Genomic DNA, 12,678 nt, shown 5'->3' with positions numbered 1-12,678 from the left:
TGCCTTCACTATAAGGCTGGGACGCACGAACCCTATCGACCTCAAACCTTCGAGAAATCCGGCCGCCGCTTTTCCATGAATGCCGTGAAGGCCTCGCGCGCCGCCGGCTCGCGCAGCATGCGGCCGAAGCTCTGGCCCTCTTCGCCCATGCGTTCGAGCACCGCCGGCTGCTGCGACTTCTTCATCAGGCGCTTGGTTTCGATCAGGGCCGTGAGCGGCTTGGCCGCCAGCTTGCGCGCCTGCGCCTGGGCGATGGCGTTGGCCTCGGTGGGCGGCACAACGCGGTTGACCAGCCCGACTTCGAGCGCCGCCTCGGCCATGAAAGGTTCGCCCAGCAGCAGCGCCTCGGCTGCGCGGTGGTAGCCCAGCATCTGCGGCACCAGCAGGCTGGAGGCCGCCTCGGGACACAGGCCCAGGTTGACGAATGGCATCGAGAAGGCCGCGTTGTCGCCCGCGTAGACCAGGTCGCAATGGAACAGCATCGTGGTGCCGATGCCCACGGCCGGGCCGCAGACCGCGGCCACGAGCGGTTTCGGGAAGGTCGCGATGCCATGCAGGAAGCGGAACACCGGCGACTCGGGCGTCGAGGGCGGCGCTTCCAGGAAGTCGCCGATGTCGTTGCCGGCGCTGAAGATGGTGGCGTCGCCCTGGATCAGCACGGCGCGCAGCGCACCGTCTTCGGCGGCCTTGGCCAGCGCATCGGCGAGCTCGGCATACATCGCGCGCGTGATGGAATTCTTCTTGTCGAGGCGGTTGAAGGTGAGGGTCATCACACCGGCTTCGGTGTGGACGAGGATGTCGCTCATGGGAGTTCCTTGCTCAAAGAAATGAAAGTATCGGGCGATCAGGCGCCGAGTGCCTCGCGCACGAAATCGAGCCGGTCCTGGCCCCAGTACATCTGGTCGCCGACGAACATGGTGGGCGCGCCGAAGACGCCGCGCGCGACCGCCTCCTGCGTCGTGGCCTTGAGGCGATCCTTGACCTCCTGCGCGTTGGCCAGCGCGATCATCGATGCCGGGTCGAAGCCGGCCTCGGCCAGGGCTGCCGCCAACGTGGCCGGGTCGTTGAGGTTGCGCGGCTCGACCCACATCGCGTGGTACACGGCATCGACGTAGGCGCGAAAGCGCTCCGGCTCGCGCATCTGCATGCCGGTGGCGCCACGCATCAGCAGCAGCGTGTTGATCGGGAAATTCGGATTCCGCTGCAAGGGCACGCCATAGCGACGTGCGAAACGCGCCAGGTCCTCGAACACGTAAGGGCCCTTGGCCGGAATGGCGGCCGGCGACTGGTTGCCTGTGGCCTGGAACACGCCGCCCAGCAGCATCGGCTTCCACACCAGCTCGGCGCCGGTGTCGGCGCACAGGTGCGGCAGCTGGGTGGCGGCCAGGTAGGAGGCGGGGCTGCCGAAGTCGAAATAGAACTCGACCGATCGCGTTGTCGTCATGCCGGTCTCCTCAGAACTTCTCGGACCACGGGCGCAGGTCGAGCTCGTGCGTCCAGGCGTCGCGCGGCTGCGCGTGCAGCATCCAGTAGGCGTCGGCGATGTGCTCGGGGTTGAGGATGCCGTCCTCCGCCTTCAGCGCATAGCGCTCGGGGAAATTGCTGCGGATGAATTCGGTGTCGATGGCGCCGTCGATCACCGTGTGCGCCACGTGGATGCCACGCGGCCCGAGCTCGCGCGCCATGCTCTGGGCCAGCGCGCGCAGCGCCATCTTGGCGCCCGAGAAGGCACCGAAGTTCGCGCTGCCGCGCAGCGAGGCCGTCGCGCCGGTGAAGAGGATGGTGCCGCGCTCGCGCGCCACCATGCGCTTGGCGACTTCGCGCCCGTTCAGGAAGCCCGAGAAGCAGGCCATCTCCCAGACCTTGAAGTACTTGCGTGCGGTCTCGTCGAGGATGCTCTCGGGCACGTTGGCGCCAATATTGAACACCAGCACCTCGATCAGCCCGATGGTCGATTCGATCCGCTCGACGAGCGCGACCACTTCCTCTTCCTTGCGCGCGTCGCTGGCGAAGGCATGCGCGGTGCCGCCTTCGGCTTCGATCTGCGCGACCAGCGGCTGCAGCTTGTCGAGGCTGCGGCGCGTGACGCAGGCCGCGTAGCCCTCGCGCGCGAAGCGGCGCGCGATGGCGCCGCCGGTGGCATCGCCGGCGCCGACGATCAAGGCGGCTTTTCTAGAAGACATCGAATCACTCCTTGAAGTAGACGATCTGGTTGCTGGTCGCCAGCAACGCGCCCGCCTCGCTCCACAGCTGCGCCGACTGGTCGAAGTAGCCGTTCTGGAACTGCTGACCGGTCGCGCGGCCCAGCAGGTAGCCGTAGCCGATCTCGGCCAGGTGTGCCGCGTCGGCATGGAAGTAGGTCGTGATCGACACCGTGCCGATCGGCACCGGCTTGGCGCGACGCAGCCAGACGCGCGGATAGAAGGTGTCGCTCAAGGCGGCGAGCGAGGCGAAGTCGAGGGCACGCGGCTGCGCATCCCTCAGCCACATGCGCGTTTCGCTGTGATCGCCGCTGCCGTCCCACTTGGTGGGGATCGCACCGCTGATCGGACGCATCTCGTACTGCGAGATCCAAGCCACGCGCGCCGGGCCGATGCTCACGCGCTCGACCTCTTCGGGCGACGGCACCTGCGGCATCGGCAGGTCGTTGGCGCCCCAGGTCTCGCGGCGCAGCGCCGTGACCGCGGTCGCGGTGGTCGTGATATGCGGCTGGCCGCCGGCGCCGGCTTGCGACATCTGGATGGTCCAGTGCTGCGTCGAGCGGTTGGTGCGCACCGGTATGGCCAGCACCTCGAAGGCGCCTGCTTCCAGCGCCGCGGCGTAGTTCACCGTCAGCGCCACCGGGGCGCCGAGCAGCTCCGGATGCTTCAGCACCGACTGCAGCATCACCGCAGCGGTCGTGCCGCCGAAGGGCCCGACCATGTTCCAGTAGTCCGGGCTCGTGGCGCCGGTGAAAAGCCCGGCGCGGATGTCGCTGTGCGCGAGCGCGAGGGCCTTATCCAGAGGATGTGTGCTCATGATGGCAGTGTGCCTCCGTGACGTCGGATCATGCAGTCGTGTGCGGGACGCCCGCCGGCGCCGCAGAGGTCAGCGCCGCGAGCCGGTGCAGGCTGTCGGCCAGGCGCGGCCACAGGCTCGGGCTGAACTGCTCGCGGAAGAAGCCGAAATGACCGATGCGCCGGGCCTGCACGTCCGCCGGCGAGATGCGCTGCATCGCACGCGGAGCGCCGGCGTAGAAACTCAGCAAGCTTTGCGTGCCCTCGAGCGTCATGAGCTCGTCGTCGGTCATCGACAGGGCCAACACCGGGAAACGCACGCGCCCGTAGCTGCGCACCGCCGCATCGCCCTCTGCGCCCATGCTGTAGCGCGGGTTCAGGCACCAGCGCCGCCACTGCAGGATCACGCCGCGCGGCAGGTCGCCCACCTTCCTGAACTTGCGCCCCGGAAAGTAGCCCCAGAGCCGCGTGGCCAGCGGCACCAGGAAGAACCAGAAGTAGAGGATGCTGCGCTTGAGGCGCGGCGCGTTCTCGCGCCAGTAGCCGCTGCCCGCCGCGATGCCGATGAGGCCGTCGACCTGCTGCGGCCGTTCGAGAAAGCCCGGCAGCTGCGCGCCCAGGCTGTGGCCCAGCAGGTAGAGGGGCCGGTCGGAGCGCGCGGCCTTGGCGGCGTCGATCACGGCTTCGTAGTCGCGCGCCCAGTCGAACAGATCGGCCTCGAAACCGCGCAGCGAAGCGCCGGCCGTTGCCGGCCGCGAATCGCCCGAGCCGCGGTAGTCGAAGGTCCAGACGCAGATGCCCTCCCGCGTCAGCCAGCGCGCGAAGGGCTCGTAGAAGGCCTGGCGCACGCCCATCGCGCCGCCGATCACGACGCTGGCGCGCTGCGGGCCGATGGGCTCGTAGATGCGCAGCGCGAGCTGCGTGCCGTCGGCGAGCTGCAATGTCTCTTGTCTCACGCTTGTCTCCTTTTTTTCTTTTCGAGCAAGCACTGCTCGAACGTCAGACCCGCTCGAAGATGCCGGCGGCGCCCTGCCCCATGCCCACGCACATCGTGACCATGCCGTACTTGAGCTTCTTGCGCTGCAGCGCATGGATCACGGTCGCCGAGCGGATGGCACCGGTCGCGCCCAGAGGATGGCCCAGCGCGATCGCGCCGCCCATCGGGTTGACCTTGGCCGGATCGAGTCCCAGCGTGTTGATCACCGCCAGCGACTGCGCGGCGAAAGCTTCGTTGAGCTCGATCCAGTCGATCGCATCCTGCGTGAGCCCCGCGTAGCGCAGCGCCGCCGGAATCGCCTCGATCGGGCCGATGCCCATGATGTGCGGCGGCACGCCCTTGCTCGCGAAGCTCACGAAGCGCGCGAGCGGCTTCAGATCGAACTGCTTGCAGGCCTTCTCGCTCGCGAGGATCAGCGCGCCCGCGCCGTCGGAGGTCTGCGAGCTGTTGCCCGCGGTGACCGAGCCGCGCGCGGCGAACACCGTGCGCAGCTTCGCCAGGCCTTCGAGGCTGGTGTCCGGGCGCGCGCCTTCGTCGAGGTTCACGGTGCGGGTCTTGGCAATCGCCTCGCCGGTCTCGAGGTTCGGCGCGCGGTCCGTCACCTCGATGGGCGTGATCTCGCTCGCGAACTCGCCGGCCTGCTGCGCGGCGAGGGCGCGCTGGTGCGACTGCAGCGCGAAGGCATCCTGCGCCTCGCGGCTCACCTTCCACTGCTGCGCCACCTTCTCGGCCGTCAGGCCCATGCCGTAGGCGATGCCGACATCGCCGTCGCGCTCGAAAATCGATGGCGACAGCGAAGGCGAATTGCCCATCATCGGCACCATGCTCATGCTCTCGACGCCGGCCGCGATCATCACCTCGGCCTCGCCGACGCGGATGCGGTCGGCCGCCATCTGCACCGCCGACAGGCCGGATGCGCAGAAGCGGTTGACCGTGATGCCGCCGATGCTGGTCGGCAGGCCAGCGAGCACGGCGCCGATGCGCGCGACGTTGAGGCCCTGCTGCGCCTCGGGTATCGCGCAGCCGCAGATGATGTCCTCGATCGCCTTCGGATCGAGCCCCGGCACCGCCGCGAGCGCCGCCTTCAGCGTGGTCGCGAGCAGGTCGTCGGGGCGCGTATTGCGGAAGAAGCCGCGGTGCGAGCGGCCGATGGGGGTGCGGGTGGCGGAGACGATGTAGGCGTCTTGGATTTGCTTCATGGAGGATGCTCCTTCTGGGTATTACTCCTTCCCCCTCTGGGGGAAGGCAGGGATGGGGGCAGCCAGCGTTAGCTCGTGCAGCCGGTTCGCAATTGCCTGCAGCACCCCATCGAATTGAATGAACGGAGCGTTCGACGCGAAGCGCATCACGTCGAAGCCCTGGTTGCGAAAGAAGGCGTCGCGCCGCGCGTCGTAGTCTTCCTGCGCGAGATGCTGCGATCCATCGAGCTCGACGATCAGTTTCGGTTCGAGGCAGGCGAAGTCCGCGATGTAGTGGCCCAAAGGATGTTGACGACGGAACTTCACGCCCAGCTGTTCCATGCGCAGGCCGGACCAGAGCTTGCGCTCGGAATCGGTCATTTCGCGCCGCAGGGTGCGGGCGTTCTTCTGCGCTGTGGTTGTGGACTGGTTTCGCATGGTGCGTGCCCCCATCCCGGCCTTCCCCCGGAGGGGGAAGGAGGAAGGCAGTGCGTCAGTTGCGTAGCGGCTTGCCCGTACTCAACATCCCCATGATCCGCTCCTGCGTCTTCGGATGCAGGATCAGCGAACAGAAGGCCTTGCGCTCCAGCGCCATCAGGTATTCCTCCGTGACCAGGCTGCCGGCATCGACGTCGCCGCCCGTCACCACGCCCGCGATCAGGCCGGCGATGTGGAAGTCGTGCTCGCTGATGAAGCCGCCGTCTCGCATGTTGACCAGCTGCCCCTTGATCGTCGCTGCGCCGCTGCGGCCAGCGACTCTGAACCGGCGACGCAGCGGCGCTCGCCAGCCGGCGTCGGCCATGGCCTTGGCCTGCTGCAGCGCGACGTAGAGCAGCTCGTCCTTGTTCGGCACGATCACGTCGCTGTCGAGCAGGTAGCCCAGCTTCTTCGATTCCAGCGCGCTGGTGCCGACCTTGGCCATGGCCGCGGCGGTGAAGCCTTCGGTCAGGAAGGGCAGCAGGTCGGTGCCGGTGGAGGCTTCGGCGTTCTCGGCCGCCCGGCGCGCGATATAGGTCAAGCCGCCGGCGCCGGGCACTAGGCCGACGCCGACTTCGACCAGGCCGATATAGCTTTCCATCGCCGCGACGCGCCTGGCCGAATGGATGGCCAGCTCGCAGCCGCCGCCCAGCGCCATGCCGCGCACGGCAGAGACCACCGGCACGCCGGCATAGCGGATCTTGAGCATCACGTTCTGCAGCTCTTCTTCCGCACCTTCGACCGCACCGATGCCGGCGACCACGAAGGCCGGCAGCATCGCCTGCAAATCGGCGCCGACCGAAAACATCTCGTCGGGGGACCAGATCACCATCGCCTTGTATTCGCGCTCGGCCAGATCGACGCCGGCCGCCAGCGCATCGGCCACGTCGGGGCTGATGGCGTGCATCTTCGAATGGATGCTCGCGATCAGCACCTCGCCGTCCAGCGTCCAGAGGCGCACGTCGCCTTCGTCCTGGATCGTGGTGCCGGCCTTGTTCGCATCCGGCGCATGGCTGCCCAGCACGCTCTCGGGGAACAGCTGGCGTTCATGCACGGGCAGGTGGCGTGGCGGGACGAACTTGCTCTGCGAAGCGCTCCACGAGCCCTCGGGCGTGTGCACGCCGCCGGCTTCTGCAACCGGGCCTTCGAACACCCACGTCGGCAGCGGCGCCGTGGAGAGCGCTTCGCCGGCATCGATGTCTTCCTGGATCCACTTGGCGATCTGCGCCCAGCCGGCTTCCTGCCAGAGCTCGAAGGGGCCCTGCTTCATGCCGAAGCCCCAGCGCATCGCGAAGTCGACGTCGCGTGCGCTCTCGGCGATGGTTTCGAGGTGCACGGCCGCGTAGTGGAAGCTGTCGCGCAGGATGGCCCAGAGGAAGCGGCCCTGCGCGCCTTCGCTCTCGCGCAGCAGCTTCAGGCGCTCCGGCGCGGGCTTCTTGAGCATGCGGCCGTAGACCTCGTCGGCCTTGTCGCCCGAGGGCACGTACTCGCTCTTGGCCAGATCGAAGCGCAAGATGTCGCGGCCGGACTTCTTGTAGAAGCCGGCCTTGGTCTTCTGGCCCAGGTGGCCGAGCTCCAGCAGCTTGGCGAGCACGGGCGGCGTCGCGAAGTTGGCGTAGAAGGGATCGGTTTCCGCGCTCAGGTTGTCCTGCAGCGTCTTGACCACGTGGGCCATGGTGTCCAGGCCCACCACATCCGCGGTGCGGAAGGTGCCCGAGCTTGCGCGGCCCAGCTTCTTGCCGGTGAGGTCGTCCACCACATCGGGCGTAAGGCCGAACTTCTCGACTTCCTTCAGGGTCGCCAGCATGCCGGCGATGCCGACGCGGTTGGCGATGAAGTTGGGCGTGTCGTGCGCGCGCACCACGCCCTTGCCGAGCGTGCTGGTGACGAAGGCTTCGAGCTGGTCCAGCACCTCGGGCTCGGTAGTCGGCGTATCGATCAGCTCGACCAGGAACATGTAGCGCGGCGGGTTGAAGAAGTGGATGCCGCAGAAGCGCGGCTTCAGCGCCTCGGGCAGCGCCTCGCTGAGCTTGGTGATCGACAGGCCAGAGGTGTTCGAGGCCAGGATGGCATGCTTCGCGACATGCGGCGCGATCTTCCTGTACAGATCGAGCTTCCAGTCCATGCGCTCGGCAATCGCTTCGATCACCAGGTCGCACTCGTCGAGCTTGGCCAGATCGTCTTCGTAGTTGGCCTGCTCGATGAGCACGGCGTCGGCCGCGTCGCCGAGCGGCGCAGGCTTCTGCTTCTTGAGGTTGTCGATGGCGCGGCTCACGATGCCGTTCTTCGAGCCCTCTTTTGCGGGCAGGTCGAACAGCACCACCGGCACGCGCACATTGACGAGGTGGGCCGCGATCTGCGCGCCCATCACGCCGGCGCCGAGCACGGCGACCTTCTTCACTTGAAATCTGGACATGGAATTTCCAACAATGATGTGTTCTTGCTACTGGACTCGAACCCAGGTCTGCGTGCGGCCGATGCCGAACACCGAGCCGCGCACTTCGAGCTTCTTGCCGCCGTCGATCGGCGTGAGCCGCAGCGCGTAGGTCTTGCCGTTTTCGGGGTCGAGGATCTTTCCGTCCTCCCAGACCTCGCGGCCCTCGGCCTTCTTCGCGCCGCGGATGATCTCGAGACCGACCAGTGGCTTGCCCTTGCGGTCGTCGGTGCACTCGTCGCACACCGCGTCCTGCTTCGCATCCTTGCGCAGCAGCTTCTCGATGCGGCCGTTGAGCGCGCCGTTCGATTCGGCGATGCGGATCTGCGACTTGGCCTCGTGGGTCTTGTCGTCGATGCTCTGCCAGACGCCGACGGGCGTCATCTGTGCGAAGGCCGAGCCGGCCGACGCGAGTGCGATGGCTGCAAGAAGGCGCTTCATGACGTTCAGGCCAGCGCGGCGTCGGTGTTCATCAAGGGGGCAGCCCCCGTACGCGCGGTGCGCATCAGCGTCGCGGTCTCTGGGAACAGCTTGGCGAAGTAGAAGCGCGCGGTCTGCAGCTTGGCCTGGTAGAACGGGTCGGTGTTGCCGGCCGCGATCTCTGCGAGCGCCGCGCGCGCCATCAACGCGAAGAAGTAGCCGAACACGAAGTGGCCCGCCACGCGCAGGTAGTCCACCGCGGCCGCGCCCACTTCGTCGGGATTCTGGAGGCCCTTGAAGCCGAGCTCGGTGGTGAACTTGGTGAGCTGCTCGCCGAGCACCGCGATCGGCGTGATGAACTCGCTCATCTTCTCGTTCACGCCTTCTTCCTCCACCAGCTTCGCGACCAGCTTGCCGAACTTCTTGAGCGTGGCGCCGTTGTTGCCCAGCACCTTGCGGCCCAGCAGGTCCAGCGACTGCACGGTGTTCGTGCCTTCGTAGATCATGTTGATGCGGTTGTCGCGCACGAACTGCTCCATGCCCCATTCCTTGATGAAGCCGTGGCCGCCGAAGACCTGCATGCAGGCGTTGGTCGAGATGTGGCCGTTGTCGGTGATGAAGGCCTTCACGATCGGCGTCAGCAGCGCGACGATCTCGCCCGAATCCTTGCGAACCTTCTCGTCGGGATGGTGGTGCTCCTTGTCGAGCAGAAGCGTGCAGTAGATCGCGAGCGCGCGGCCGCCTTCGGCGTAAGCCTTGGCGGTCATCAGCATCTTGCGCACGTCAGGGTGCACGATGATCGGATCGGCTTCCTTGTCCTTGGCCTTCACGCCCGAGAGCGAGCGCATCTGGATGCGGTCCTTGGCGTAGGCCAGCGCGTTCTGGAAGGCCACCTCCGTCAGGCCCAGCGACTGGTTGCCCACGCCCAGGCGAGCCGCGTTCATCATCACGAACATCGCGGCCAGTCCCTTGTTGGGCTCGCCGACCAGCGTGCCGGCGGCGCCTTCGAGCACGATCTGCGCCGTCGCGTTGCCGTGGATGCCCATCTTGTGCTCGAGACCGCCGCAGTAGACGCCGTTGCGGCTGCCGAGCGAACCGTCGGGCTTGACGTTGAACTTCGGCACGACGAACAGGCTGATGCCCTTGCTGCCCTTCGGCGCGTCCGGCAGGCGGGCCAGCACCAAGTGGATGATGTTCTCGGCCATGTCGTGCTCGCCGGCCGAAATGAAGATCTTGTTGCCGGTGATGCGGTAGCTTCCGTCGGGCTGCGGCTCGGCCTTGGTGCGCAAGAGGCCGAGGTCGGTGCCGCAATGCGGCTCGGTCAGGCACATGGTGCCGGTCCATTCGCCGCTGGTGAGCTTGGGCAGGTAGGTCTTCTTCTGCTCCTCGGTGCCGTGCGCCGCCAGCGCCTCGTAGGCGCCGTGCGAGAGGCCGGGGTACATGGTCCAGGCCTGGTTGGCCGAATTGAGCATCTCGTAGAAGCACTGGTTCACGACGAAGGGCAGGCCCTGGCCGCCGTACTGCGGGTCGCACGACAGCGCCGCCCAGCCGCCTTCGACGTACTTCGCATAGGCTTCCTTGAAGCCCTTCGGCGTCTTCACCTCGTGCGTGTTCTTGTCGAGCACGCAGCCCTCTTCGTCGCCGTTGATGTTGAGCGGGAAGGTCACTTCGGAGGCGAACTTGCCGCCCTCTTCGAGCACCGCGTTGATGGTTTCGGCATCGACGTCGGCGTGCTTGGGAAGCACCTTGAGTTCTTCGGTGACCTTGAGCACTTCGTGCATCACGAACTGCATGTCGCGAAGGGGTGGGGTGTAGGCGGGCATGGAAAGCTCTCCGGGAAAGAAAAAGGGGAAAGGAAAACGGATGGGTGGCTGCTTCAGCGCACGGTCTTGAGCCGGCGCGCAGCCGTCGCGGTATCGCCGGCCAGGGCTTCCGGCGTGGCGCAGCGCGCAAGGATGTTGTCGAAGCCTGCGTTGGCGCGCGCCAGCGAATCGGGCGAGCGCAGGAAGCGCGCTTCGTAGTGCAGGGCCAGGATCAGCGCGTGGATCTCGAAGGAGATCTGCTTCGCGTCGGCATCGGCGTGCAGGTGCCCCTCCTCCTGGGCCTGCGTCACGGCGCGCAGCATGGCCGCGAGCCAGATGTTCACCGACTCGGCCAGCGCATCGCGCACCGGGCCGGGCCGGTCGTCGAACTCGACCGCGCCGCTGATGTAGATGCAGCCCGAGTCGATCTCGGCGGAGGTGCGCTTCATCCAGTTGGCGAACAGCGCGCGCAGCCTCGGCAGGCCGCGCGGCGCCTGCAGGGCGGTGTAGAAGACTTCCTGCTCGAAGCGCGTGTGGTATTCGCGAACCACCGAGATCTGCAGTTCCTCTCGCGAGCCGAAATGCGCGAACACGCCCGACTTGCTCATGCCCGTGACCTCGGCCAGCGCGCCGATCGACAGCCCCTCGAGCCCGATTTGCGCGGCCAGGTTCAGCGCCGCATCGACGATGACGGCCTTGGTCTGCTGGCCTTTCTGGGGCGCACGGGCGATCTTGGAAGGGGCTGCTGGCATGGAAAAGGACTTCGAATAAAACGAACGGTCGTTCTATTTTGCAGCCCTTTGGCGCCCGGCCTGTTCAAAGACCCATGGAGTATGAAGGTTATCGGCCGCCCTCAGGCTAGGCGGCCCAGCCCGGTGTCCAGGGCTTCGCCGCGTCTGGCCCGGAGCCCGGCGAACGAGTGCTGCTCCTGCCAGGAGAGGCGGTACAACAGGCCCAGCACCATCAGTGCGCCGAACAGCTGGTAGGACTGCAGCACGTTCCATGTCGTGCCGGCCAGCGGATTGGTCGCGCCGACGAACGATTCGCTGGACAGCACGAACGCGATCCACATCAGGGGCATCGTCCACACGCCCCACGGCTGCCGGCGCCATGCAGCGGGAAAGAGCACGGCGAAGATCGGCAGCAGCACGCCGTAGTGGTGGTCCCAGGCGATCGGCGAGGCCAGGGTCAGGCTCAGCATGACCAGCGAGAGGTCGACGGCGCTGGGCCGCTTCCCAAGCTTCCAGAGCAGCGCCGAACCCAGCAGCAACGCCGACGACACCGTGGTCGCGACATACACGATCGGGTGGAAAGGCGGGAAGTCGGTGCCGGACCACACGAGGCCCGCGCCCTGCAGGTTCACGCCGTTGAAGAGCAGCCGATGCAGCAGCCCGTTGACCGACTGGTTGATGAAGTAGCTCTCGCCATGCCTGCTCAGAAAGGACACGACGGGCACGTAGTCGAACACATTGCGCGGGCCGTAGACGGCGATCGCGAGCAGGCCGAAGGCCCCGGTGACCCAGGTCGCGGTCCACGCGAATCTCCACTGCCGCCGCAGCAAGGCCCAGAGGATGACGATGACCCACTGCGGTTTGATGATGCAGCACAGGGCCAGCATCAGGCCGGCCATGCGGGGCTGGCCGCGCTGCCAAGCGAGCAGCGCGAGGCCTGCAGCCAGCGTCATCGCGGTCTGGATCTGGCCGTGGTATTCGGAGCGCAGGATCGGATAGAAGAGCGCCACGCTCAACAGGCTCAGGGCGAGCAGCGTGCGGGTGGAGACGCGCGGGAACTGCAGCGGCTCGCGCACTGCGGCCGGCCCCTGGACGGTGCCCATGAACAGCTTGAGGAACACGACAGCGATCGCGACGAGGCTGAGGCGCGACAGGATCTTGAAGATCAGCACCACCGAATCCGGCTCGAGGCCCAGGAGCCGCTGCGGCAGGTCCAGCGGCAGCAGCGCAGTGAGCGGGTACTGGAACTTCACGTGCTGGCCGAAGAAGACCGACTGGTAGAGCGGCAGGTCCGGGTGCTCGCGCAGGAAGGCGGAGGCACGCAGCATCGGCATCCACGAGTCGTCGCCGTTGTGGGACGACAGCACGAAGCGCAGATAGCCCAGCGAGCTCTCGCGCGGCTCGCCGACCGCGAGCGCGACGATCGCGCTCACCACCAGGCCGCTCAGCATGAAGACCAGCCACAGCCGCCACGCCGCCCCGAGCCGCCGCGCCTGCGGCGTGCGCGGAAGGCCCGGAATGCCCGGCTGGTAGCGCCACAGCACGAACAGCAGCAGCGCGGAGCAAATGGTCGCGGCCACGACCAGGATCAGCATCTTCATGTCGTCTTCAGGAAAAAGGGAGAGCGAGGGAACGGAGAGCGC

At 67.0% G+C, this 12,678-nt stretch carries 12 protein-coding genes; all 12 read right to left on the bottom strand.

Translation table 11 applies throughout. The features are described 5' to 3' along the window. Positions 1–41 precede the first annotated feature (41 nt). The 12 genes from EJI01_RS10885 to EJI01_RS10830 all read right to left on the bottom strand — a co-directional run bounded on the left by EJI01_RS10885 (position 42) and on the right by EJI01_RS10830 (position 12,636). Entirely contained in the window at positions 42–806 is a 765-nt protein-coding gene (locus tag EJI01_RS10885; protein ID WP_126837125.1) for an enoyl-CoA hydratase, read from the bottom strand. Positions 807–844: 38 nt separating this feature from the next. After that, positions 845–1,444: a 2-hydroxychromene-2-carboxylate isomerase gene (locus EJI01_RS10880; RefSeq protein ID WP_126837124.1), complete on the bottom strand. Its 600-nt coding sequence runs from the start codon at positions 1,442–1,444 to the stop codon at positions 845–847. A 10-nt stretch (positions 1,445–1,454) separates the two neighbouring features. Continuing rightward, positions 1,455–2,183, bottom strand: coding sequence for an SDR family oxidoreductase (locus EJI01_RS10875; RefSeq protein WP_126837123.1), 729 nt, complete (start codon positions 2,181–2,183; stop codon positions 1,455–1,457). 4 nt (positions 2,184–2,187) lie between these two features. Further along, entirely contained in the window at positions 2,188–3,018 is an 831-nt protein-coding gene (locus tag EJI01_RS10870) for a thioesterase family protein (protein WP_185878901.1), read from the bottom strand. Positions 3,019–3,046: 28 nt separating this feature from the next. Further along, on the bottom strand, positions 3,047–3,952 hold the full coding sequence (locus EJI01_RS10865) for an alpha/beta fold hydrolase (RefSeq protein WP_185878900.1): 906 nt from the start codon (positions 3,950–3,952) through the stop codon (positions 3,047–3,049). Between the two features lie 43 nt (positions 3,953–3,995). Beyond that, entirely contained in the window at positions 3,996–5,192 is a 1,197-nt protein-coding gene (locus EJI01_RS10860) for an acetyl-CoA C-acyltransferase (protein ID WP_126837120.1), read from the bottom strand. A 21-nt stretch (positions 5,193–5,213) separates the two neighbouring features. Then, on the bottom strand, positions 5,214–5,624 hold the full coding sequence (locus tag EJI01_RS10855; protein WP_260602407.1) for an endonuclease domain-containing protein: 411 nt from the start codon (positions 5,622–5,624) through the stop codon (positions 5,214–5,216). 40 nt (positions 5,625–5,664) lie between these two features. Then, positions 5,665–8,064: a 3-hydroxyacyl-CoA dehydrogenase/enoyl-CoA hydratase family protein gene (locus EJI01_RS10850; protein ID WP_126837119.1), complete on the bottom strand. Its 2,400-nt coding sequence runs from the start codon at positions 8,062–8,064 to the stop codon at positions 5,665–5,667. Positions 8,065–8,091: 27 nt separating this feature from the next. Further along, positions 8,092–8,523 carry a DUF2147 domain-containing protein gene (locus tag EJI01_RS10845; RefSeq protein WP_126837118.1) on the bottom strand — a complete coding sequence of 144 codons (432 nt, stop codon included), beginning with the start codon at positions 8,521–8,523 and terminating at the stop codon, positions 8,092–8,094. Positions 8,524–8,528: 5 nt separating this feature from the next. Continuing rightward, positions 8,529–10,325, bottom strand: coding sequence for an acyl-CoA dehydrogenase C-terminal domain-containing protein (locus EJI01_RS10840; RefSeq protein WP_126837117.1), 1,797 nt, complete (start codon positions 10,323–10,325; stop codon positions 8,529–8,531). A 53-nt stretch (positions 10,326–10,378) separates the two neighbouring features. After that, positions 10,379–11,056, bottom strand: a complete 678-nt coding sequence (locus tag EJI01_RS10835; RefSeq protein WP_126837116.1) for a TetR/AcrR family transcriptional regulator — start codon at positions 11,054–11,056, stop codon at positions 10,379–10,381. Positions 11,057–11,157: 101 nt separating this feature from the next. After that, the gene (locus EJI01_RS10830; protein ID WP_185878899.1) at positions 11,158–12,636 is read right to left on the bottom strand and encodes a glycosyltransferase family 87 protein; all 1,479 of its coding nucleotides are present in this window, start codon (positions 12,634–12,636) and stop codon (positions 11,158–11,160) included. Positions 12,637–12,678 lie beyond the last annotated feature (42 nt).

The sequence above is a fragment of the Variovorax sp. MHTC-1 genome (assembly GCF_003984645.1).
Taxonomy (GTDB): Bacteria; Pseudomonadota; Gammaproteobacteria; order Burkholderiales; family Burkholderiaceae_C; genus Variovorax.
The sequence above is the reverse complement of the archived record's forward strand: the minus strand, read 5'-3'. Positions and strand labels throughout refer to the sequence as shown.